Below are 22,455 nucleotides of genomic sequence, written 5' to 3' on the forward strand. Positions count from 1 at the left end.
TCCGCCCACAGCAATCGCCACCACAAGTGGCCAAGGAGCAAGCGATGAGCAAGACCGTTGCGGTTATCAAGGGAGATGGCATCGGCCCCGAGATCATGGAGGCCACCCTCAGGGTGCTCGAGGCGCTGGACTGTGGGCTGGAGTACGAGGTGATCGAGGCGGGCCTGGGCGCCCTGGAGAAGCACGGCACCCTGATTCCCCAGGCGTCCCTGGACGCCATCGCCAGGCATGGCGTGGCCCTGAAGGGCCCCCTGACCACCCCGGTGGGCAAGGGCTTCTCCTCCATCAACGTGCAACTGCGCCGCCACTTCGACCTCTACGCCAATGTGCGCCCGGCGATCAGCTTCCCCGGCACCCGCTCGCGCTACGAGGACATCGACCTGATCACGGTGCGCGAGAACACCGAGGGCGCCTACCTGGCCGAGGGCCAGAGCCTCAGCGAGGATGGCGAGACCGCCCTGGCGACCATCAAGGTGACCCGCTCGGGCTCCGAGCGCATCGTGCGCTACGCCTTCGAGCTGGCCCGCAGCAAGGGCCGCAAGAAGGTCACCGCGGTGCACAAGGCGAATATCATCAAGAGCAGCTCCGGGCTCTTCCTCGACGTGGCCCGGGAGGTGGCCCGGGAATTCCCCGAGATCGAATTCCAGGAGATGATCGTCGATAACGCCTGCATGCAGCTGGTGATGAATCCCCACCAGTTCGATGTGGTCGTCACCACCAACCTGTTCGGCGATATCCTCTCCGACCTCTGTGCCGGCCTGGTGGGCGGCCTGGGCCTGGCTCCGGGGGCCAATATCGGCAAGGACGCGGCCATCTTCGAGGCGGTGCATGGCTCGGCCCCGGATATCGCCGGCCAGAAGCTGGCCAACCCTTGCGCCCTGCTGCTGGCCGCGGCGGACATGCTCGACCACCTGGGGATGGTCGACAAGGGCACCAAGATCCGCACTGCCATCCGCGCCGTGCTGGAGCGCGACCGCGACCGGGTCACCCCGGACATGGGCGGCAGCGGCACCACCGACAGCTTCGCCGAGGCCCTGGTCGAGTACTGCCGAGCCAACTAAGGCGTTTCCCATCCGATATACCCGGGCCCGGCAACTCGCCGGGCCCGGGCGTTTCTGGCTGCTACGCAGAGGGCTTTTACAAATGTCACGAGCGACGGCCAGGCAAGGCGAAATCAGCCGAAAAAGCGGAGTTTACTGGGTGTTAAATGAGCATTTTGATCGGACTCGCGCACGAGGCTGATTTCAACGCCGCATGGCCTAGCGCAGTAGTTTGTAAACACCCTCTCAGGCCGCGTCGGCGAGCTCAGGCGCCAGCCGCCGCAGCCGGGCATAGACCAGGACATAGAGCCCCAGGGCGGCCAGGGAGCCCGCCGCGCCCAGCCACATCACCGAGGCGTAGCCGAGCTGGCGGCTCAGCAGGAATCCGGCCAGGGCCGGGGCGATGGTCTGGGCCAGCCCCTGGGCGGCCGGCACCAGGGCGGCGAAGCGCCCCGAGCGGTCGATATGGCTCAGGGTGCCGAGCTGGAAGATATCGGTGAACAGCCAGGCGATGCAGAAGCCGAAGGTACCGATGATAAAGGTCGCCGCACTGATCTCCAGGGCCAGCAGCGCCAGCACCCCGCCCATGCCGAGCAGCGCCGCCATCAGCACCCGCGACTGGCCGCTGCGGTTGCTCAGCCAGACCGCCGCCACGCAGCCCGCCAGGGTGAAGACGTTGCCCAGGGTCAGGACGTTGGCGATAAAGGCGTCGCCCAGGCCGGCATCCACCCCGGCCCGCTCGATAAAGGCCCAGAAGGAGCCGATGGTGAGGTAGAAGCAGGCCACCGCCGCCAGGCAGGTCAGCGGCAATGAGACGGGCAGCCGCGGCCCGGCCTCCTCCCGGGGCGCCTGGGGCGCGGCCCCGGCCGGGGTGCGCGGATAGAGGGCGGGAATCTGATCTTACCCAGGAGCAGTGGACACCCCGTTAAGGCAGTACACTGAACGAGGTGACCCATGGCAAGGCAAGCAGCTCCGATGAAGAAGACTCGTACCCGTTACTCCCAGGCCTACAAGAACGAAGCCCTGGCTCTCGCCGATCGTGTCGGCAGCAGTGCCGCCGCCCGCGAGCTGGGCCTACAGCCTAGCCAGCTGTATCAGTGGCGCACCAAGGCCCAGCAGCAGCAAAGTACCTCAGTGCGTGAACAAGCCCTGGCTGACGAGAAGCCCGGCTCAAGCGTCAACTGGCCGAGAAGTCGGAAGCGCTTGAAATCGCAAAAAAGCCGCGGTGTACTTCGCCAAGAGCCTGAAGTGAAGTACGCCTTCATCCACCAACATCGTCAGGCATTCAGCGTCCAACGCATGTGCGCGGTGCTCGGCGTCGCCCGCAGCGGTTACTACGCCTAGCGACAACGTGATGGCACGCTGTCACCCAGGCGCCGTCAGCAGTCGATTCTCGACCAGCGTGTGGCCCAGGCCTATCACCATCGTAAGGGGCGTTCAGGCGCCCCCAGGCTGGCCCTGGACCTACGTGATGATGGCCTGCCGGTGAACCGCAAGACGGTCGCCGCCAGCCTTCAGCGGCAGGGGTTACATGCCAAGGCGGCGCGCAAGTACAAGGCCACCACGAACTCGCGTCACACGCTGCCAGTGGCACCCAACCTCATGGAGCAAGACTTCACCGCTGACGCACCGAACCGGAAGTGGGTGGGTGACATCACCTACCTGGCGACTGGAGAGGGCTGGCTCTACCTGGCGGTGCTGATTGATCTGTACTCCCGCAAGGTGATCGGCTGGGCGATGAGCGAGCGAATGACCGCCGAGCTGGTCGGTGATGCCCTACAAATGGCGCTGTGGAGCCGCAAGATGCCTACCGGGGTGATCGTGCATTCGGATCGCGGTAGCCAGTACTGCTCGACCCTGTATCAATCGCTGCTGACCCGGCACGACCTCCAGTGCAGCATGAGCGCCAAGGGCAACTGCTATGACAACGCCTGTGCCGAGAGCTTCTTCCACAGCCTCAAGGTCGAAGCGATCCATGGCGAACACTTCACGACTCGGGAGGCCATGCGACGGCAGGTATTCGAGTACATTGAACTGGACTACAACCGCGGCACAGTGCCATCGGGATGATCAGCCCAGAGGTCTTCGAGGCCCGAATGATCGCTTAAGCCGGTGTCCACCAATGCTGGGTAAGATCGTATTGCTTGCCGGCAGCGTTAATGCTGGTGCAGCAGGATCTCGTTGAACTCCAGTACATTCAGGTCGGGGTCGCGGATGAAGCAGACATTGCGGCGTCCGTGGCCCATCATGATCGGTCCCTCGGTGATCTTGATCTCTTCGCGTGTCAGCCATTCCACCAGTTCGTCCATGCTGTCGACGATAAAGGCGGCGTGGGTGTAGCCGGGCCGTTTGACCGGCGCGTCCAGAAGCACATTGCCTTCCTCGGCAGGCTCGCCGTTGTAGATGAGGTGGATGCGTAGGCCGGTAGGATGCACGAGCCCGCAGGCCTTGGCCTCGGGTGCGAACTCTTCGGGGGCGCGCAGGAAGCCCAGCTTGGCGTAAAAGGCTTCCGCTATGGCGAGGTCGGTGACGCGGATGCCGATATGGTCGAGACGTAGCGTGTCGAAACGCATGGTGATAGCTCCTGGTGGAAAGAGGTCGCTTCAGGCTTCGAGCCCCGCGTGGGTCCGCTGGAAGGGAATGAAACCGGGAAGGACTTCGATCTGGCGCAGCCAAGCCTGGACTCTGGGGTAGCCGGACAGATCCACATTGCCTTCGGGGGCCCGTTCGACGTAGCTATAGAGCGCGATATCGGCGATGGTGGGCTCTGCCGTTCCGGTGATCCAGTGCTGGCCTTCCAGCGTCCGCTCCATGACGGTGAGCGTGGCGTGGGCGCGCCCGATCACTTCGTCGGCGTGGAAGGGCGCACCGAATACGGTGATGAGCCGGGCGGCGCAGGCGCCATAGGCGATTTTGCCGGCCGCGACCGAGAGCCACCGCTGCACCTGCGCCTCGTCGACCGGATTGGTCGGCAACCAATGGGAAGGGCCGATCTTCCTCGCCACATAGACGAGTATCGCGAGCGAGTCCGCGATGATGGTCCCGTCGTCGTCGAGCACCGGTACTTCACCGAAGGCGTTGAGTGTGAGGAATTCCGGTTGCTTGTGGGCGCCGGCCGCCAGATCGACCTCGATCAGTTCATGGTCGACCCCGGTGAGCGAGAGAAAAAGGGCGGCGCGATGCGCGTGCCCTGAGAGTGCGTAATGGTAGAGCTTCATGATGATTGTCCTCTGCAGATGAATGGCTTCCTTCTGTCTTTCGCATTCTGTCTCTCGCCTCAAAGTGATAGAATCCGTCAAAATAGCACTTCATCGTTGCGATAAATGACAATAATGGCCCGCGGCTGGGGAGGGGCGATGGACAGGCTGCGAACACTGAGAACCTTCATCTGCGTCGCGGAGCATGCGAGCTTCGCCGAAGCGGGGCGGCGGATGAACATGTCGCCCACTACTGTGACGCGGACGATCGCGGCGCTGGAGGCGAACCTTGGGGTTCAGCTTTTGATGCGCACGACTCGCAGCGTCAGGTTAACCGAGGAAGGCGCGCTGTTTCTGGAGCGGTGCCGGGCAGGGCTCGCCGAGATCGACGGAGCGTTCGATATCGTCCGCGGCGGCCGCTCGACGCCGCGCGGCACCCTGACGGTGACGGCGCCGGTCATGTTCGGCCGGCTGCATGTTTTGCCGGTCGTGGTCGAGTTGCTGCGGCTGTACCCCGAGCTTCAGGTCAGGCTCCTGTTGCTGGATCGGGTGGTTCGCATGGCCGAAGAGGGCATTGACGTTGCCGTTCGCATCGCCGAGCTACCGGATAGTTCGCTGCACATGCTGAGAGTCGGTCAGGTGCGGCGAGTGCTGAGCGCGAGCCCGGCCTATCTCGCGGCGCGTGGCAGGCCGACGTCACTATCCCATCTTCGCGATCATGACGTGATCTGGGGCGAGGACGAGATCGGGCCGCATCGCGGGTGGGGCCTCGACGAGGTTCGGCGCTCCAGGCGTCCCGCCAGGTTGTCGGTCAATCACATGGATGCGGCTGTTGCCGCTGCGGTCGCTGGGCTCGGCGTGGTGCGAACGCTCTCTTACCAGATCGCCGACGATGTCGCGGCGGGGAGGCTCGAACAGATCCTGACCGACGATGCAGCCCCCGCGTTGCCCATTTCATTGCTGTTTCAGAGCGGTCGTCGAGATCACCCGAACGTGCGTGCCTTCATCGATGCCGCGAAGCAACACTTGCAGGGAGTCTCGCTGTAGCCGGTGCGGTTGTGTATTGCACGAGTAACAGGCTGGGCCAGATACTGGGCTCACGGCAGCAACTTCCGAATCAACTCCTCCCGCTCCATCTCGAGCAGTTCCCCCACTGTCGGGTCTTCCACCGGGGCGTTGCTGGCCTGCCACTCTCGTAATAGCGCATCGGCTTCGGGCGATTCGGCTAGACGGGCCGCCAGGATGTGATTGGCATCCGGGGGGGGGGGCGCTCACCTCGCTGGCGTAGGTGTTCTCCACTTCCTCATAGCAGGCCAGGGCTTCGCCCGTGGCTCCCCCGAGTTCGACAGATAGAAGCGTAAGTGACTGTTTTCCAGGAAGCACGTTCCTGAAGTTGGCACTACAACAACCACCAAGTCATGCAGATGGTTGATTTTTCGATAGAAAGAGGAGGGTTCGTAACGCTATCACCCGCGTAGCAAGATACAGCTCAACTGGCCAAAATCGCAAAGAAACGGCTCAAAACGTGTCACTACAGAGGTTCAGACACGACCATTCTAACCTACTGAATTCTATGGGCCTGGAGGCCGATTTCAGGTGAAAACCGGGTTGCAACTGTCGAACTCGGGCTCCTGGCTTCCCCATACCGGCCGAGGCTGGAGAGGAGCTGTGCACGGCTGTTGAGCAACGCGGGATCGTTGGGGTGTTGTTCCAGTCCTCCGCGTAGATCGTGATCACAGGCACCTTCACCAGCCACTCCACACACAATCTAATCGAGAGAACCCTGGATTCTCTCTAAAGGAATTGAAATGACTTCTCATCATGCTTAGCATCTCCATAGGATGGTGGCGTATTAGTCCCCATAGCCTTTGGAGATGCTAAACCTAACTCTAACTCCTTATCTTACGAGTACTGAGATTATGACGCAAGAACAAAACCACCAACTCAAAAAAATCCGATGGATGTTAATTTACCATTACCGTGCACCATCAGCTCGATAAGAGATTGCTTCACTTTCATGACTATCCTCATAAAAAGACACGGCAGCTCGTTGCGCATGGCGACAGATAATGTCAAGCGCGCTCGTGAAGAAGAACTTACCACTTGTAACCTCACCAACTGCAAACAACCCATTTTCAGGTTTTCCATCTTCCCGGATAACCTGATAGGTATCTCCAGCTACTTCCAGTCCCCCGTGGGGGTGCGATGAGATAAGCCCTTTCTTTTCAAGATTAGTCATGAGCTTTGAATTTGACTTAGACAAGCGCTTTGGGCTTCCCGTGGCCAGAACCACGAAGTCAAACACTTCTTCGTTCGACATTTTATTAATAACCACGGGAAACCCATTTTCGTTCTTTTCAACACGAACCGGGCCCGACTTGAATTCGAGAGCACCCTCATCAAAATACTTCTTTATTTTAATGGCATTTTCACGAGGAATTGAAACACGATAAGAGAGAAATATGCTTAGATATCTCTCCCGGAAGACTTCCTTGTCCTCATCCCTGATCAAGCCCCACAGATCATCAATGATTGCATTAGTCGCATATAACACTGCCTGCCAACCTCTAGGCCCTTCAGCCAAAGCAATCTCCTCCGAAAGGAAAGTGCCAAAGTTCTCTATCGGGGCTGGTAAGGCCAAAGGTTCTTGCGGGTCATCTGGATGATCTCTGAAATAGAGCTCTAGATCGTCTCTCACCATATCCACAACTTCCCTCAAGGATAAAGATGATTTTTTTGACCTGATGTTGTTGATATTTTCTTGAGTCAAGTTTCTTGGGCTGAATCGGCCTTGTGTGCCACGCACAGAAGGAAAGTAGCCGCTGCGAGAATGCATGACAATCTTACCGAGATGACCAGCTTCTTTTAAAGCAATTATGGTATCAATGGCGCTCAGGCGAGATCCAATTATTGCAACATCCTTATCCTTCCCGAGCCAACTTGTAAGCTTCGAGACCGGGTAAGGATTGCTAATAACTCCAGCTGCCATCTTTGGAGTATCCTGGCGAGCATTTTCTAGCGTTCCGCACATCAGGAAGACATAATCAGCATGGATGCTAATACTGCATGCGGTTTCCACCGAATACCCTTCCCGGTGTTTTTTTACATCCATCACCTCGGCATTTACAGGGACGACCTTCATCCCGTTTTTTACCGCGTTGCTAACGGTTTTGGAAAAGGCAGACTGCAAATACTGACCGAACAATGGTCGAGGGGCATATGTGTCATGACTTGCATCAAAGTTTGGATATTTCCACTGCCAATGCTCGGGGTGGTTGTGCAGCCAGTCGTGAAAATCACCTTTGCGTTCGGGGAATATAGTGATGAAGCCTGTTTTAGTATTTAAAAGGTTGCTCCCTATGTCGTCATAATATGCAGCACCTGGCCCAAAAGCAGGGTTTTTCTCCACCACATATATGGTGTACCCGCTCCCCTCTTTGCCTTTCAATTTTCTCATAAACCCATCAAGAAAGGCGATAGAAGCAGCTCCCCCTCCCACGATACAAATCACTTTTTCCATTTCTCGCTCCCAGCGTTAATAATCCATTACGGACAGTTCGTGGCCCACCTCGAAATCGGCATCTGTCAGTGCTCTAACATCCTCGGGCTCCATACCTTCAGACACTTCCGTAAGTACCAGAGTATTTGACCTGACTATGAATACAGCTCGATCAGTTATTACTTTTATTTTAGAAGCTTTAGAGAAAGAGGGGTCGAATGTTATTTGGTCTAAATGCTTGACGAACTTTGCCATGCCCCCTACTTCTTCTCGAGGATTTTTCGCCACTAGTGCACCGCAGAAAACAAGCTCCTTAGCGGATGAGGTGATATTAATGAAGCCACCCGCCCCTGGTCGACGATTATGGAACTTGCTGACATTAACCCTTCCTTTTTCATCTATCTGGGCGAACCCCAAAAATGCTTTATCAATACCCCCGCCATCATAAAATGTGAACAATTGCGACTGGTCCACGATAGCGTCAGGGTTTATTGAAGCGCCAAACGAGTCACCGAAAAGCGGGCTTCCACCGATGACACCGGATTCGACACTTAAGGTGTACGACGCCCGCTGTTCCTCAGACATGGACTGCCCCACTTCGGCTGGGATCCCAATCCCGAAGTTTATGACTTTTTTCTGGTATGGACCCACGGGAAGCTCCGCCAGGGCTCTACTAACTATACGCTGTCTTACTTCATCGGGCTCAGCATAGTTCTTAATCACCCTAACCGGACAAACTTCGTGCCCATATGAAAATGGGTGATCCAGCCCTCTTGAACTGACTACAGCGTCAACAAGATGGCCAGGAATGTCGACTTCAGTTGCGGAGAGCTGATCATGCTGGACACACTTTACCTGGACGAGCACGATTCCGCCTGAGTTACGTGCTGCTTGTGCCTGGGAAAGCGCATCCATTTTTGTGGCCTCACCCCTCAGGGATACATTCCCAAAGCGGTCTGCAACTGTCCCTCTCATCAGTGCCGCATCAATTTTCCGAGAGGGATAGAATAGGTATTCTTCCCCTTTTAGAAGTAGCACCTCTACAAGGCTTTTTGCATTTTCTGGATTAAAGACCCCGCCTTCGAATCTTGGATCTACAAAGGTATTGAGTCCGACTTTGCTAATGACACCAGGGCCACCTTCAGCAATAGCACCGAACAGCTTGCTTACTATTCCTTGCGGCCAATTATGGGCCTCAACCCCTCCTGATTCTCCCATACCGCCAAGCTTAGGGCATAGGTTCCAGTAACCGCCAATAGCGCGTTTCACTAATCCAGGATGAGCAAGGCGATCTAAGCCGCGCCCTTTCTTATCACCCGCACCAGAGGCGAAAAGGAGTGTCAGATCTTTGGGCTCCCCGCTTTCAAGGAACCTTTCCTCAAGGGCTCTCGTAAATAAGTCGGGATGTCCGCAGCCTCCGAACCCTCCGGGGGCTATGGTTGCCCCCGAGGGTATCATGCTTATTGCCTGGGACGGAGTCAGGATTTTCATAATAAGCATTCCGTCATAGGTCAGGTGAGCTGTTTTACTGGGATATCCCGCATTGCTAAAATTACACAACCACTGTTCGAACGCATACTGTGCGTTGTCCCAGGTGCTCGAATGATCAGGCTACCAGGAGAGTGGACTTCTCCATTTTCGATGTACTCTCCCTGAAGAACTAAAACCATCTCATACCCGCGGTGAAGATGCAGTGGCACAAATGCACCTGGAAGATACTTGATTAATGCTGCATCTGAACCGGTAGGGTCTTCCTTCTTATTGTTGAACAGAACATGGATCAGGACGTTGTTCCTAAGCCCTGGCTCCATTTCCTCGAACTCTATGTTGGGTAAATCCACTTCGCCCATGACTAGACGCAGCACCTTGTCATCGGCTTCCGGGTTATCGGAAAACCTTTCCACAGCTTTCAGCGCATCCATGAGACAAATCCTTTTAATATCCCTAAAAATTCGGAGGGGCCATTAGCTGGCCCACCTATTTCTTCCGTATTGGGTCAACCCGTTATACCCCCAAAATTCTCGGGGGATCTGCTGGACAGAGATGTAATTCGGCGAAGCACCTTCTCCAATTATTTTCTTCATGGTCTCAAAGACCTCTCGAACCCATGTGCTTACCTCTTCCTGGGAGTTGGTCCCCTCTGTAATTTTTATTTCAACCTCAAAGATTGGGCTGGCTGAAGGTGTTAACTCACTTCCTGACACAAACCATGTGCTTGAAGACCCTTCTTTAACCTTTACAACAACGAGCTCTCGATCTTTTTTTAACACCCTTACCGTACTTTCAGTCAGACGCTCGGCGATCTTCCCGATTGCTGCTTCTTTTTCAATCTCTTGACAGCCGAGATCGCTTATCGAAACTTTGATAACTGGCATGTTGTTCCTCTCAAACCCAATATTGTGGCCACTGCTTAGCCTGGCCAACGTTGTTGATCACAAGGGCAATGGCGACGAGGACCACTGACCCTGCTAATACAGGAGTTACAAGAAAGCTCCAGTCGTGAACACCTGCGGTCAGCACGACCAAGGGGTTAGCTCCAGCAGGAGGGTGAACCGCCCGGAAGAACTGCATCAATGCGATGGCAACACCGACACCAGCAGCCATTTGCCATATACCTGAACCAAAAACATTCATCATCACCAGCCCCACTGCGGCGGCAATGAGGTGTCCCCCAATGACATTCCGTGGCTGTGCTAGTGGTGCTCCCGGTGCAGCGAACAGGAGCACACACGTTGCCCCGAAGGGCGCCATCAGGAGGGGCACGCCTGCCATCTGGGTAAGCATTGCGACGGCCCCGATGCCTGCGACTCCCCCTACCAGGCCTGTTAGTATCTGGAGCGCATCAGGGCGGGCTGGAGCCACCCCCGTACCTTTGAATTTGTGAAGCATTTATGAACCTCTGTGTTATAGTGGACAGACAGGTCTGTACAATAGGTGACCCTCGGGCTGCCTGCAATCGTAAATAGCTATTATATTTCGTCAATCAATAGGATTTGAACATGAGTAAGCGCGACGACATCCTGTTTACTGCCCTTAGGCTGTTCAATCAACATGGCTATCAAGCCGTAGGGGTAGACCGGATTCGTGACGAGGCTCAGGTCTCCAAAATGACCCTGTATAAGCACTTCTCTAACAAAGAACAGCTCGTTGAAGAAGTACTCAAGCTGAGACACCACATGTTCAAAGAGTCTCTCGAGAAAGCAATTTCTAAATCAGACAACCCGCTTGAGAAGCTTCGTTCCACTTTGAACTGGCATGTTCAATGGTTTTTTTCTAAGGATTTTCACGGATGCATGTTCATAAAAGCCACTAGCGAGTTCCATGAGGCACAGGGATTCTTAACGGTCTCCAAAGATCATAAAGACTGGATCACCAACCTCCTTTACCAAATCCTCAAAGAGGCGAAAGTCGAACAGCCAGAATCTCGTGCACATCTGTTCCAGATGGCAATAGACGGAATGATTGTAAACGCAAGTATATTCAACTCTTTTGAGCGGATTGAGTCTGCCTGGGACGAACTCTGCGGATCTTGCAATCTCCCTCGACTAGCCTTGGATAACCCCAAAAACTGACACTTACACTTGGCTTGCCATACTGAAATGTGGCGGAGCGTGGCAGTGGCTGGCTGAGGCCTACCCTGACACGCCGCGCCTGCTGATGGGGGACTACAACCTGCCGCCGCAGTATGATGCCTGGTTACCCCTGCGTGACCTCGGCGCATCACCATCGATCACTCGGGGTGCAACGACGCTCAGCAGTACGAACGGCCAATATGCCAACCTCTACGACAACCTTCACTGATGTTGACACATGGGCGCGGATGCGATCCGGTAGCCGGTGGTAGACCGGCGCGATCTCGATGTCGCTCTTCAGCACTTGGAAACCGCGCTCGATGTCAGCCAGAGACCGGTAGCGTTCCACGATCTCCTGCGGGTCGTGGTCGGCCATGTTGGTGACCAGCAGCAGCTTGCCATCCAGCATCCTGGCGCGATCCAGTGCACGCTGATCCAGTACATAGTTGATCGTCTCGGCGGTCAGATCGACCTTCAGGATATGCCCGAATCGAGCGTCGGTGACGGCCTTGTAGAACCTGGCGGTGACGCCGGCATCGGAGAGCTTTCTGCCGCGATAGCGACGCCCGGCATCCTGATTATCCAGTTTCTCGAACCACTGGCGCGCGTCGGCCTGCAGCGCCTCGAGCTTCTGATCGCGTGCCGCCGTCTGCACCTTGGCGACTTCCGGCCGGTGCGCCACGATCAGCCGATGATCTTGCCATGCCATCTCGCCGTAAGCTTCGCGATCGGCGTCCTGGCAGTGCGTCTGATGAAATGCCTTCAGCAGGTCATCGAACTCGCCATAACGGCGCCCCGGCACGGCCAGGATGAACTCCAGGGGGCGATCCTCGATACGCACGGCGGACAGGGCTTCCAGGTTGTCGAGGGAGAGCAAGCCACGGTCGGCGACCAGCACGACCCGCCGCACGTTGAAGCGCTTTACCACCGTTTTGATGGTCGGCAGCAGCGTGTGGGTTTCCGCGACATTGCCATCGAAGACTTCGTGGTGAATGGGCAAGCCTTCCGCCGTCTGCACGACACCGAGCATGAACTGGCGGGCGATCCCGCCCTCCTTCGACGGACCGTAGTGGCGAACGTCACCGTCGAGCGAGGTACCGCCTTCTGCCCGGATCGTGGTGAGGTCATAGAAAACGATCGACAGCTCTTGATCGATTAGCGGTTTGAGCTGCTGTGCCAGCACGTCGTTGAGCGCCTCGCTGCAGTCGGACAGGGTGTCCATGGTGCGCAGCAGGTGCTGATGACGGATCGAGGCTGTGTCCACGTCGGGCACCAGCACCTCTTCCAGCCAGCGCAGCACACCGAGCTTGGATTCCGGGTCACAGAGGCGGTTGAACACCATGACCCGCAGCAGCCACTCGGCATCGAACTGCCGCTTGCTGCGCAACACCCGCCGGAAGGCATCGTCCAGGCCGAGCGCAGGCAGTTTTCGTACAGAGCCTAGAAACCCTTGCTAAGGCTCACTACCCAAGTGTCCTGATTGGCCAGGTAGTCGCCGTGGATGGCATAGGGGGCGTCGATATCGGTGTCGATATAGGCCAGGGACACATCCACCCCGGCCAGGCTCCGGGAGAGGGTCAGGCCGTAGTCGAAATACTCCTCGAGCCCCGCGACCTCGGGGTCGTCGAAGAAGCCGCCGAAGGAGTAGCCGACGTGCAGCTCGAGGCCGAACTCGGCGGGCAGTTCGAGCCCATAGTTGGCCTCCACATAGTGGTAGTCTTCGCCCAGATCGATGTAGTCATCGGCGTAGCCATAGGCGAGGCGTAGCGGGCCGATATCGGCGCCGAGGATCAGCTCGTTGAAGTCGATGTTGTCGATGGCCCCCGGGTAGAAATAGCGGTAGAGGGTCACGTCATAGCTGGCGTGATCGCCGAGCAGGCCGAAGTAGCCGGCGTAGAGGTCGATCTCGACGCTTTCGTCGTTGTCCCAGGGGTCGCCGGCCTCGAAGAAGTCGACGCTGCTGGCCCAGGCGCCGGCGAAGAGGCCGGAGTCATGGGAATAGTCGAGCCCGCCCTGGATGGCGGGATCCTCCCCGCTCTGGCTGATTCCCCTGAACCGATAGTCGCTGGTCAGGGTGACATTGCCGGTGACCTCGGCCTGGGCCAGGGGAGCCACCAGGGCGGTGGAGAACAGCAGAATTGCCGAGCGATTTTTCATGCCTTTCCTTCCATTGTTGTTATCGCGGAAATGGGGGTGGGTGACACCCCGCTCGGCACTATCCGCCCGACGGCTCCCCCACCTCCATACCCCGAATGGGGTAGGCAAAGGGCCTGTCGAGTCCCGGCAAGCCCCCCTGGAAAGGACCGACAAGATCCGTCGCGGCATGAATAAACAGAGCAGCGGCCCCGCATCAATAGCGGCCTCGATAAAGGCCTTGGCCTTGCGAATATTGCGACATTGGAACGGTAAGCGATCAGATGGGCCAAGGACGAGGTGGCGCTGAATGGAAGCGGCTCCTATTGCGGGGCACGCCGGCTCAGCCCAGCGCCGCCCCCAGGGTGATGGCGCCCCAGACCACCAGCACGCCGCCCAGGGCATGCCCCAGCCAGTGGCCGGCGGGGGCCAGCTTCTCGATCAGCACCCAGAGCGCCAGGGCGGCGATCCAGGCCAGGCTCATCACCCCGCCCACGAACAGCAGCAGCATCAGCACCCAGCAGCAGCCGACGCAGTAGCCGCCATGGGTCAGGCCCATCACGAAGGCGCCCCACTGCCCCTCCCGCCACTGGGTCAGCATGAAATCCAGCGGCGAGCGGCAGTGGCGCAGGCAGGCCTCCTTGAGCGGTGTCCACTGATAGAGGCCGGCGCCGATCAGCACCAGCCCCGCCAGCCACTGGCTGGTCAGGGTCAGCATCGGCGACAGCAGCGCCGCCCGCTGCAGGGCATATTGCAGCAGCACCGCCAGCAGGCTGAACAGCGTCCAGATCACCAGGTAGCCGACGGCGAAGCCGGCCGTGGAGGCGGCCGCCTCGCCACGGGCGCGGCGCCGCCGGGTCAGGGTGGCATGCAGCAGGATCATGGGGGCGGCGCTGGGCAGCATCATCGCCGTCATCATCAGCCCCCACATCAGCAGCATCAGCCCCGCCTCCAGGGGCGTCCAGGGACCCATCGCCATGGGCATCAAGAGGGCCTGACCGCGGGCCATCAGCAGGGCCTCGGCGATCAGGTAGCCCCAGCACAGGGCGGAGACCGCTCCCAGGACGACCAGGGCCCAGAAGCGGTCGTGGCGCAGCAGGCGCTCCAGCGCATGGCCTTCCACTCCTTACCTCCCGTCCGCCTCGCTCAGGCGGCCACCCCATGGGGCGTCTGCACCACATGGGCCAGGGTGCTATGGGACCCCCGAGTGGTGAAGGCCAGGTCGCCGGTGCTGTCGATATCCGCCGAGGCCACCTCGCCCTCGAGATGCTCGAAGCCCTCCGGCATGACCACCCGGATGCGATGCGGCGTATCGGTCACCGGATTGCGAATCGGCGCTACCCGGGAACTCAGCACTCCGGGCATCTCGAGTCGGGCGGTGCGCGCCGCCATGTCGAACTCTAGCTCGATCGGAGCGAAGCGGGGCTCGTGCAGACGGGCCACGATCAGGCTGAAGATATGGAAGAGCGTCCCTTCATCGGAGTGCTCCCCGGAAAGGATCGCGAACAGCGCCTCACGCTGCTCGGGGGTGGCACGCTCGTCGATCAGTGGCTGGGCATCCCCGTTGCCCTCGTGCAGGGGCCCCGGGAACTTCACCACCACGAAGAAGCTCAGGCCATCGAGGCGCGTCGTGCCAAAGTGGCCCGAGTCGATGCGCATCCCCAGGAAGCCCTGACACTCGCCCTGGGTCGGCGGGGCCAGGAAGTCGCAGGGGCAACCGAAGGCACAGTTGCAGTTCTTGAGCCAGTCTCCTTCGAGACGCCAGTCTTGGCGGGACATAATAAAATCCTCCCCATAGCCGTCGGACAACGGCCGGTGGCCGGATCGGTCACCGGCCCGTGGAGGCTCCCTCCGGGAGCAGGACATCTTTCTCCCTGTCCTACGCAGTGTAGACGTTACGGCTCCGGAGGCATGGGGCTATCGAAAGCGGCAAATCCGGCTCCGCCTCGCCAATAGCGACCCAGGCGCAAAAAAGTCAGCTCCGGAGGCATGGGGCTATCGAAAGCGGCAAGGCCGGGCCCGCCGCGGCAATTGCGGCTTGGAAATAAAAAAGCCGGCTCCGGAGGCGTAGGGATTATCGAAAGCGGCAAGGCCTGACTAACCACGGGGATGGCGACCGGAATATAAAAAAGCCGGCTCCGGAGGCATTGGAGCCGGCAAGACAACGAGGGCAGACACCCTCATCAGCGCACAGTAAGACCCATAAGGACGTCGATCAGGGCGTTAGCGCCATCCATACGGTCTTGAGTTCGGTGTACTCCTCCAGGGAGTGCAGGGACTTGTCGCGGCCGTTGCCGGACTGCTTGACGCCGCCGAAGGGCACCGTCATGTCCGGGCCGGCCCAGTTGTTGACGAACACCTGCCCGGAATGGAGCTTGCGCGACACGCGCATGACGCGGTCGATATCCTGGCTCCACAGCCCCGCGGCCAGGCCGTAGTCGCTGTCGTTGGCCATCGCCACGGCCTCGTCCTCGCTATCGAAGCCGAACACCGAGAGCACCGGGCCGAAGATCTCCTCGCGGCCGATGGTCATGGCCGGCGTCACCCCGTCGAAGACGGTGGGCGGAATAAAGTAGCCGGCTCCCTCGAGGGCCGTGCCGCCGGCGCGCAGCCGGGCGCCCTCCTCGCGGCCCTTGGCGATATAGTCGAGCACCCGGCGATACTGGGTCTCGTCGACCATGGCCCCCATAAAGCTCGCGGGATCGAGGGGGTCGCCGGGCTGCATGGCCTTGGCGGCCTCGACCACCTTGTCGACGAAGGCCTCGCGGATCGCGTTCTCCACCAGCAGGCGCGAGCCGGCGATGCATACCTCGCCCTGGTTATGAAAGATCGCCGCGGCGGCGTGCTGGGCCACCCGGTCCAGGTTCTTGCAGTCGGCGAAGACCAGGTTGGGCGACTTGCCGCCGCACTCCAGGTAGACCCGCTTGAGGTTGGACTGGCCGGCATACTGCATCAGTTGCTTGCCCACCTGGGTGGAGCCGGTGAAGGCCAGGCAGTCGACCTCCATGGACAGCGCCAGGGCCTTGCCCACGGTGTGGCCATAACCCGGCAGCACCTGGAAGACGCCCCGCGGCAGGCCCGCCTCCTTGGCCAACTGCGCCAGGCGTAGCGCCGACAGCGGCGACTTCTCCGAGGGCTTCAAGATCACGCAGTTGCCGGCGGCCAGCGCCGGGGCGATCTTCCAGGCGGTCATCATCAGCGGGAAGTTCCACGGCACGATGGAGGCCACCACCCCCAGCGGCTCGCGCAGCACCAGGCCCAGGCTGTCGTCGCCGGTGGGCGCCACCTCGCCATAGACCTTGTCGATGCCCTCGGCGGTATAGCGCAGGCAGCCGATGGCCCCGGCGATATCGCCCAGGGAGCTGGAGACCGGCTTGCCCATGTCCAGGGTGTCGAGCAGCGCCAGCTCGTGCTTGTGGGCCTCCATCAGCTCGGCGAGCCGCAGCAGCACCCGCTTGCGCTCGGCCGGGGACAGCCGCGACCAGTCGCCCCGGGCATAGGCGGCCCGGGCCACGGCCACGGCCCGCTCGGCATCGGCGGCGTCACAGCTGGCGATATGCGCCAGGGTCTCGCCGCTGGCCGGGTTGAGGGTGGCCAGGGTCGCGCCGTCGATGGCATCGACGAAGGCGTCGTCGATAAAAGCGCGGGTCTCCAGGCTCGGGATCAGGCGATCGGCCAGGGCCTGCCAGTCGGCCTGGGTGGTGGGCGACTGAACGGATTCGATGGCACTCATTGGCTCGCCTCCAGGGTATTGGCGCGTTCCAGCATGGCATCCAGGAGCACCTGGGCGCCCAGGGCGCAGTGCTCCGGGGTGGCGTACTCCGCCTCGTTATGGCTGATGCCGTCGCGGCAGGGAATAAAGATCATCGAGGTGGGGGCGACCCGGGAGACATAGACGGCGTCGTGGCCGGCGCCGCTCATCATGCGCCGGTAGGGCACGCCCTGGGCCCGGGCGGCCCGCTCCACGGCGTCGATGCAGCCGGCATCGAAGTTCACCACCGGCGAGGCCCAGATACGCTCGCTCGCGGTCTCGACGCCGAAGGCCTCGGTGAGGGCGGCCAGTTCCCGGTCGAAGCGTGCCTCCAGGGCGTCCAGCTCGGCTTCCACCACGTGGCGCAGGTCGACGGTCAGGCGCACCTCGCCGGGAATCACGTTGCGCGACGGGCTATCGATCTCCAGGCAGCCGAAGGTGACCTTGGTGCCGCCGCTGATATCCGCCAGGGCATGGGCCTGGAGGCGGTCGATCAGGCGCGCCGCGGCGGCCAGGGCGTCGCGGCGGTAGGTCATGGGGGTGGGGCCGGCATGGGCCGGCTGGCCACGCAGGGTGACGTCGAACCAGCGCATGCCCTGGACGCCGGTGACCACGCCGATGGCCTCCTTCTCCTCCTCCAGCACCGGGCCCTGCTCGATATGCAGCTCGAAGAAGCTGGCCAGGCGTGGCTCACCCACCGGCATCTCGCCGGCGAAGCCGCTGGCTGCCAGGGCCTGGCCCAGGGTCACGCCGTCACGATCCGTCCGCGCCAGGGTGTATTCCTCACTGAACTCGCCGGCGAAGGCGCCGGAGGCGACCATGGCCGGGGCGAAACGGCTGCCCTCCTCGTTGGTCCACACCACCAGTTCCAGGGGCCGCTCGGTGACGATGCCCTGATCATGCAGGGTACGGAACACCTCGAGCCCCGCCAGCACCCCGAGGATGCCATCGAAGCGCCCGCCCTTGGGCTGGGTATCGAGGTGGCTGCCGGTGGCCACCGGGTCGAGATCGTCGCGCTTGCCGGGGCGGCGGATAAAGAGGTTGCCGACCCGGTCGACCCGCAGGGTACAGCCGATCGCCTCGCACCACTCGATCAGCAGGCGCCGCCCGGCGGCGTCCTCCTCGCTGAGCGCCAGGCGGCAGCTGCCGCCGTTCGCGGTGGGGCCGATCTCGGCCATGGCCATCAGGCTCGACCAGAGCCGCTGGCCATCGATGGAAACCGTCATAAGGTGCCTCCCCCGTTCTTGTGAATGGTGCTTGTTGCTCGCTACGGAATGGCTACACCTTAGGCGGGCCTCGGGCCGTGCCGATATACCCCTATCGGGATATATGGGTGACCCCGAGAGGGTTCTACCGTTAAATTGGGTCGAGACTTCCACTGCCTCGTCGGCATTATTCAGCCAACCATCAAGGGCGTCAGAATAATGAGCACCATGCCGGCCGCCTCCCTGCAGTACGATTGCCGCAGCAGCACCGACTGGTTCGCCCTGAGCGCGCACCATGACGCCTTCCGGCTGCGCTGGGATCAGCCCACGGGGCGCGGCTGGGAGGCCTGCTATCGCCTGGCCCCCGGGCTCTGGCTGCGCACCCTCGACCTGGAGCAGGCCTCGGGCTGCCTGCCGGCCTGGCTCCCCGGCGGCCACCTAACCCTGGCCGCCATGCTGGAGGGGGCGACCACCCTGGAAGCCCCGGAGGGGGAGGCCTTCGAGCTGGGCGGCGATCGCCTGCTGTGCAGCCATCGTCGCCAGGGCACCGCCTTCCAGGATCGCTGCCTCGAGCCGGGCCGCTACCTGATGGCGCTGCTGATCCTCGACCCCGAGCGCCTGCGCCAGCCCCCCTTCGGGCTCAGCGCCGACGATATCGCCAGCTTCGCCCCGGGGGTCGACGGCAATCGCTGCCTGGCCCTGGACGCCACGCTGCGCCGCTGCCTGAAGGAGCTAGTTTCACCGCCGGTGGATCAACGCCGCTTGCCGCTCTACCTGCAGGCCAAGAGCAGCGAGTTCCTCTGCCTGCTGCTTTCCTCCCCCACGCTGGCCTCCCCGGCCCCGCGGATCGCCCCGCGGGATCGCCAGGCCCTGGAGGCGGCGCGGCGCCGGCTGCTCGCCGACCTGGCCCAGCCGCCGCGCCTCGCCGAGCTGAGTCGCGACATCGGCATGAGCGAGAGCAAGCTGAAGCAACGCTTCCGGGAGTACCACGGCCAGTCGCTCTCCGACTGCCTGCACCAGGCGCGCCTGCGCGAGGCTGAGCGGTTGCTGGGCGACGATCGCCTCGCCATCGCCCGGGTCGCCGAGGCCCTGGGCTACGAGCATCCGGCCAACTTCACCACCGCCTTCAAGCGCGAATTCGGCCTGACCCCGAGGGACTATCGTAAGCGCCAGCGGCTCGCCCCCTGAGCGCGGCCTCGCCACGACGCAGATCCGGCTCGTCGCAATAGTTTCCCGGCTCGCCGCAAAACATCGCCCCTCCCCGCCCTGATAGCGTATGGATGCTCCCATCCATAATCACAACAAGGGCTCGCCCATGACTCCCGATCCCCACTCTCCGGCCGGCTCCGAGCCGGCCTCCCGAGTCTCGCCTACCCGGCGCCTCGATCCCGACGGCTACCCCGCCACCTTCCTGGTCTCCCTGGCCGGCTTCGGCGGCCTGGTGGTGCTGGCGGTGCTGCCCCTGATGATCACCAGCCTGGTGGTGGAACTGGGGCATACGGAGGCCCAGGCCGGCCTGGTGGTCTCGGCCAACCTCTTCGGCACCGCACTCGGTATGCTCGGCGTGGCGGCGCTACTGCGCCGCACCGGCCTCAAGGCCCTAGCGGCGGTTGGGGCCGGCCTGATCCTGGCCTGTGAGCTGGCCTCCCTGGGGATCACCGCCCTGGAACCCCTGACGCTGGTGCGCCTGGCCTCCGGGCTCGGCGGCGGCCTGCTGGCCGGGGCCGCCTACGCCTGGGCCGCCCGGCGCCGCTCCCCGGAGCGCGGCTTCGCCATGCTGCTATTGCTGCAGTTCCTCGGCGCGGGCCTGCTGCTCTTCCTGCTCGAGGCCCCGGTGGCCCGCTTCGGCCTGTCCGCCCTCTACCTGACCTTCGCCGGCTGTGCCCTGCTGGCCCTGCTGTGCATCCCCGCCATGGGGCGCACGGCCCCCGACGCCTCCGCCCCCCTGGGCAGCGCCCGCCGCGGCACGGCGTCGATCTGGCGGGACTGGCGGCTATGGGGCCTGCTGCTGGCCATCGCCCTGTTCGAGATCGCCAATGCCGGCGCTTGGGCCTTCCTGCAGAGCTTCGGACAGGCGCTGGCGCTGCCCGAGGCGCAGATTCATGGCGTCACCGTGATCGCCGGCGGCATCGGTGGCGTCGGCGCCCTGGCGGTGATGTGGCTCGGCGAGCGCCGGGGGCGCACCCTCCCCCTCGCCGGAGGGCTGCTGCTGTCGCTGGCCGCCACCGCCGCCCTCCTGCTGGAGCGGGGCCTACTGCCCTACGCCACCGCGGTCATGGTGCTGAGCATCTGCTGGGCCTTCACCCTGCCTTACCTCCAGGGCGCCCTGGCACAACTGGATCGCTACGGCGAACTCACCGCCATCGGCTCTTTCGTAATCATGTTCAGTGTGGCCCTGGGGCCCTGGCTGGTGGGCATGACCATCGCCAACGGCGGTATCGCCCTGGGCCTGTTGCTGATCCTCGGCTGCTTCGCCGCCTGCCTGGCCACCGCCCTGCCCGTGACCCGACGCACCGATGCCTCCCCCACCCCCACCAAGGAGATCACCCCATGAGCCTGGACCTTTGCTACCTGAGTGCCCGGGAGTGCCTGAATCGCTTCCGTCGCGGCAGCCTCTCCCCCGTGGAACTGCTGGACGCCATGATCACGCGCGCCGAGGCCCTGGAGCCGCGCATCAACGCCTTTTCCTTCACTTATTTCGAGGAGGCCCGCGAGCAGGCTCGTCGGGCCGAGCGCGCCTGGCGTAACGGCACCGCCCGCCCCCTGGAGGGGATCCCGGTGGCGGTCAAGGATGAGCCGATGATCGAGGGCTACCCCACCACCAACGGCTCTCTGCTGCTGGAAGGCTATGTGGCGGACTACACCGACCCCCTGCCGCAGCGACTGCGGGACGCCGGCGCCATCATCCATGCCCGCACCACCACCCCGGAATTCTCCATGTCGCTGGCCACCTGGTCGAAGCTGTGGGGCGTGACCCGCAACCCCTGGAATCCCGACTGCACCCCCGGCGGCTCCTCCGGTGGCGCGGCGGCGGCCCTGGCCGCCGGCACCACCACCCTGGCCAGCGGCAGCGATATCGGGGGCTCGATCCGCATCCCCGCCTCCCTTACCGGCACCGTCGGCTTCAAGGCCCCCTGGGGCCGGGTCCCGGAGGTCTACCCCTGGAACCGCGAGCCCTTCGCCCAAAGCGGCGGCCTAGCGCGCTCGGTCGGCGACATGATCCTGATGCAGAACGTGATCGCCGGCCCCCACCCCTACGACCTCTGCTCGCTGCCCGCCTACACGATTCCCGAACGGCAGGCCCCCGTCGCCGGCCTGCGCCTCGCCCTGTGCCCCGACCTGGGCTACTTCACCGTAGACCCGGAGGTACGCCAGGCCCTGGAGGGCGCCGCCGAGGCGCTGCGCGACCTGGGCGCCGAAGTGGAGGTCATAGACCTCGACTGGCCCAGCGAGGCCGGCCGAGTGATCATGCAGCACCTGATGTTCCAGGCCGGCAGCGTCTTCCGTGAGCAATTGGGCGAGGAGATCCCAATGGACAAGCTCACTCCCTATGTCCGCGAGATTGTCGAGGGACAGGCCGGGGTGAGTTTCGAGGACGAGAAGGCCGGCTGGCGGATCGCCGATGCGATGCTCCGCGAGTTGCAGGACAAGGTCTTCCAGGCCGGTTTCGATGCCCTGATCTGCCCGACACTGGCGACCACGCGAATTCCCGCCGACTATAACCATACCTGCGACACCATAGCGGTCGACAAGCAGATGATCGGCGGCCTGACCGGCCTCGCCCTGACCTACCCCTTCAATATCCTCAACCGCTTCCCGGCACTCTCGGTGCCGGTGGGGGTCGGCGCCAACGGCGTGCCCATCGGCATGCAGATCGTGGCGCCGTCCTACGATGACGCCACCGCCTTCCGCATCGCCGGCGACCTGGACGGCGTGCTGCCGACGCCCTTCGCCGCCGGCCGGCGGCCGAACCTGACGTAACCCCAGGGCGCCGACCATGGCGCCCCCTCACCGGTACCGGCCCCTGCGCCCATGGGCGCAGGGGCCGAAGGCGTGTC

General features: G+C 61.9%; 20 protein-coding genes and 2 pseudogenes. 7 read left to right on the forward strand and 15 right to left on the reverse strand.

Translation table 11 applies throughout. From position 1 onward, the window contains the following. The first annotated feature begins 44 nt into the window (after positions 1-44). Positions 45-1,061, forward strand: coding sequence for an isocitrate dehydrogenase (locus ACZ5EF_RS17445; RefSeq protein WP_346061348.1), 1,017 nt, complete (start codon positions 45-47; stop codon positions 1,059-1,061). 225 nt (positions 1,062-1,286) lie between these two features. Here ACZ5EF_RS17445 and ACZ5EF_RS17450 read toward each other — a convergent pair whose 3' ends face one another. Beyond that, complete coding sequence (locus tag ACZ5EF_RS17450) at positions 1,287-1,850, reverse strand: MFS transporter (RefSeq protein WP_346061347.1); 564 nt, start codon at positions 1,848-1,850, stop codon at positions 1,287-1,289. A 144-nt stretch (positions 1,851-1,994) separates the two neighbouring features. On the opposite strand from ACZ5EF_RS17450, the pseudogene ACZ5EF_RS17455 reads away from it, so the two are divergent. Continuing rightward, a pseudogene (locus tag ACZ5EF_RS17455) lies at positions 1,995-3,148 on the forward strand (IS3 family transposase). 48 nt (positions 3,149-3,196) lie between these two features. Here the strand turns inward: ACZ5EF_RS17455 and ACZ5EF_RS17460 are convergent. Further along, positions 3,197-3,613, reverse strand: coding sequence for a VOC family protein (locus tag ACZ5EF_RS17460; protein WP_346061346.1), 417 nt, complete (start codon positions 3,611-3,613; stop codon positions 3,197-3,199). A 30-nt stretch (positions 3,614-3,643) separates the two neighbouring features. Beyond that, on the reverse strand, positions 3,644-4,258 hold the full coding sequence (locus ACZ5EF_RS17465) for a glutathione S-transferase family protein (protein WP_346061345.1): 615 nt from the start codon (positions 4,256-4,258) through the stop codon (positions 3,644-3,646). 138 nt (positions 4,259-4,396) lie between these two features. Between ACZ5EF_RS17465 and ACZ5EF_RS17470 the strand changes: the two genes are divergently transcribed. Further along, positions 4,397-5,284 carry a LysR family transcriptional regulator gene (locus ACZ5EF_RS17470; protein WP_346061344.1) on the forward strand — a complete coding sequence of 296 codons (888 nt, stop codon included), beginning with the start codon at positions 4,397-4,399 and terminating at the stop codon, positions 5,282-5,284. A gap of 514 nt (positions 5,285-5,798) precedes the next feature. Here ACZ5EF_RS17470 and ACZ5EF_RS17475 read toward each other — a convergent pair. The 6 genes from ACZ5EF_RS17475 to ACZ5EF_RS17500 all read right to left on the reverse strand — a co-directional run bounded on the left by ACZ5EF_RS17475 (position 5,799) and on the right by ACZ5EF_RS17500 (position 10,625). Beyond that, on the reverse strand, positions 5,799-6,002 hold the full coding sequence (locus ACZ5EF_RS17475) for a tetratricopeptide repeat protein (RefSeq protein ID WP_379730152.1): 204 nt from the start codon (positions 6,000-6,002) through the stop codon (positions 5,799-5,801). A gap of 210 nt (positions 6,003-6,212) precedes the next feature. Then, on the reverse strand, positions 6,213-7,757 hold the full coding sequence (locus ACZ5EF_RS17480) for an FAD/NAD(P)-binding protein (protein WP_346061343.1): 1,545 nt from the start codon (positions 7,755-7,757) through the stop codon (positions 6,213-6,215). A 15-nt stretch (positions 7,758-7,772) separates the two neighbouring features. After that, positions 7,773-9,227 carry a CoA-transferase gene (locus ACZ5EF_RS17485; RefSeq protein ID WP_346061342.1) on the reverse strand — a complete coding sequence of 485 codons (1,455 nt, stop codon included), beginning with the start codon at positions 9,225-9,227 and terminating at the stop codon, positions 7,773-7,775. Between the two features lie 20 nt (positions 9,228-9,247). Beyond that, positions 9,248-9,658 (reverse strand): cupin domain-containing protein, encoded by a 411-nt coding sequence (locus tag ACZ5EF_RS17490; RefSeq protein ID WP_346061341.1) that lies wholly within the window; start codon positions 9,656-9,658, stop codon positions 9,248-9,250. 42 nt (positions 9,659-9,700) lie between these two features. Continuing rightward, positions 9,701-10,111 carry a hypothetical protein gene (locus ACZ5EF_RS17495; RefSeq protein ID WP_346061340.1) on the reverse strand — a complete coding sequence of 137 codons (411 nt, stop codon included), beginning with the start codon at positions 10,109-10,111 and terminating at the stop codon, positions 9,701-9,703. Between the two features lie 10 nt (positions 10,112-10,121). Further along, positions 10,122-10,625, reverse strand: a complete 504-nt coding sequence (locus tag ACZ5EF_RS17500; RefSeq protein ID WP_379730153.1) for an HPP family protein — start codon at positions 10,623-10,625, stop codon at positions 10,122-10,124. Between the two features lie 110 nt (positions 10,626-10,735). On the opposite strand from ACZ5EF_RS17500, the gene ACZ5EF_RS17505 reads away from it, so the two are divergent. Continuing rightward, entirely contained in the window at positions 10,736-11,308 is a 573-nt protein-coding gene (locus ACZ5EF_RS17505; RefSeq protein WP_346061339.1) for a TetR/AcrR family transcriptional regulator, read from the forward strand. Positions 11,309-11,495: 187 nt separating this feature from the next. Here the strand turns inward: ACZ5EF_RS17505 and ACZ5EF_RS17510 are convergent. The 6 genes and pseudogenes from ACZ5EF_RS17510 to ACZ5EF_RS17535 all read right to left on the reverse strand — a co-directional run. After that, positions 11,496-12,740, reverse strand: a pseudogene (locus tag ACZ5EF_RS17510) (IS1634 family transposase); the annotation flags it as partial. 8 nt (positions 12,741-12,748) lie between these two features. After that, positions 12,749-13,465 carry a TorF family putative porin gene (locus tag ACZ5EF_RS17515; protein ID WP_346061338.1) on the reverse strand — a complete coding sequence of 239 codons (717 nt, stop codon included), beginning with the start codon at positions 13,463-13,465 and terminating at the stop codon, positions 12,749-12,751. A 319-nt stretch (positions 13,466-13,784) separates the two neighbouring features. Then, on the reverse strand, positions 13,785-14,564 hold the full coding sequence (locus ACZ5EF_RS17520; RefSeq protein WP_346061337.1) for a DUF2182 domain-containing protein: 780 nt from the start codon (positions 14,562-14,564) through the stop codon (positions 13,785-13,787). A 23-nt stretch (positions 14,565-14,587) separates the two neighbouring features. Continuing rightward, positions 14,588-15,220, reverse strand: a complete 633-nt coding sequence (locus ACZ5EF_RS17525; protein ID WP_346061336.1) for a DUF1326 domain-containing protein — start codon at positions 15,218-15,220, stop codon at positions 14,588-14,590. Positions 15,221-15,656: 436 nt separating this feature from the next. After that, positions 15,657-17,174, reverse strand: a complete 1,518-nt coding sequence (locus ACZ5EF_RS17530; RefSeq protein ID WP_346061335.1) for an aldehyde dehydrogenase — start codon at positions 17,172-17,174, stop codon at positions 15,657-15,659. Further along, on the reverse strand, positions 17,171-18,418 hold the full coding sequence (locus ACZ5EF_RS17535) for a M20 family metallo-hydrolase (RefSeq protein WP_346061334.1): 1,248 nt from the start codon (positions 18,416-18,418) through the stop codon (positions 17,171-17,173). The genes ACZ5EF_RS17530 and ACZ5EF_RS17535 overlap by 4 nt, the downstream gene beginning before the upstream one ends. A gap of 198 nt (positions 18,419-18,616) precedes the next feature. On the opposite strand from ACZ5EF_RS17535, the gene ACZ5EF_RS17540 reads away from it, so the two are divergent. The 3 genes from ACZ5EF_RS17540 (at position 18,617) to ACZ5EF_RS17550 (ending at position 22,378) form a co-directional block, all read left to right on the forward strand. After that, on the forward strand, positions 18,617-19,585 hold the full coding sequence (locus ACZ5EF_RS17540; RefSeq protein ID WP_346061333.1) for an AraC family transcriptional regulator: 969 nt from the start codon (positions 18,617-18,619) through the stop codon (positions 19,583-19,585). A gap of 127 nt (positions 19,586-19,712) precedes the next feature. Further along, on the forward strand, positions 19,713-20,951 hold the full coding sequence (locus ACZ5EF_RS17545) for an MFS transporter (protein WP_346061332.1): 1,239 nt from the start codon (positions 19,713-19,715) through the stop codon (positions 20,949-20,951). Further along, a complete protein-coding gene (locus ACZ5EF_RS17550; protein WP_346061331.1) occupies positions 20,948-22,378 on the forward strand; it encodes an amidase in 1,431 nt (476 codons plus the stop codon). The genes ACZ5EF_RS17545 and ACZ5EF_RS17550 overlap by 4 nt, the downstream gene beginning before the upstream one ends. Positions 22,379-22,455: the final 77 nt, after the last annotated feature.

The sequence above is a fragment of the Bisbaumannia salifodinae genome (assembly GCF_055388505.1).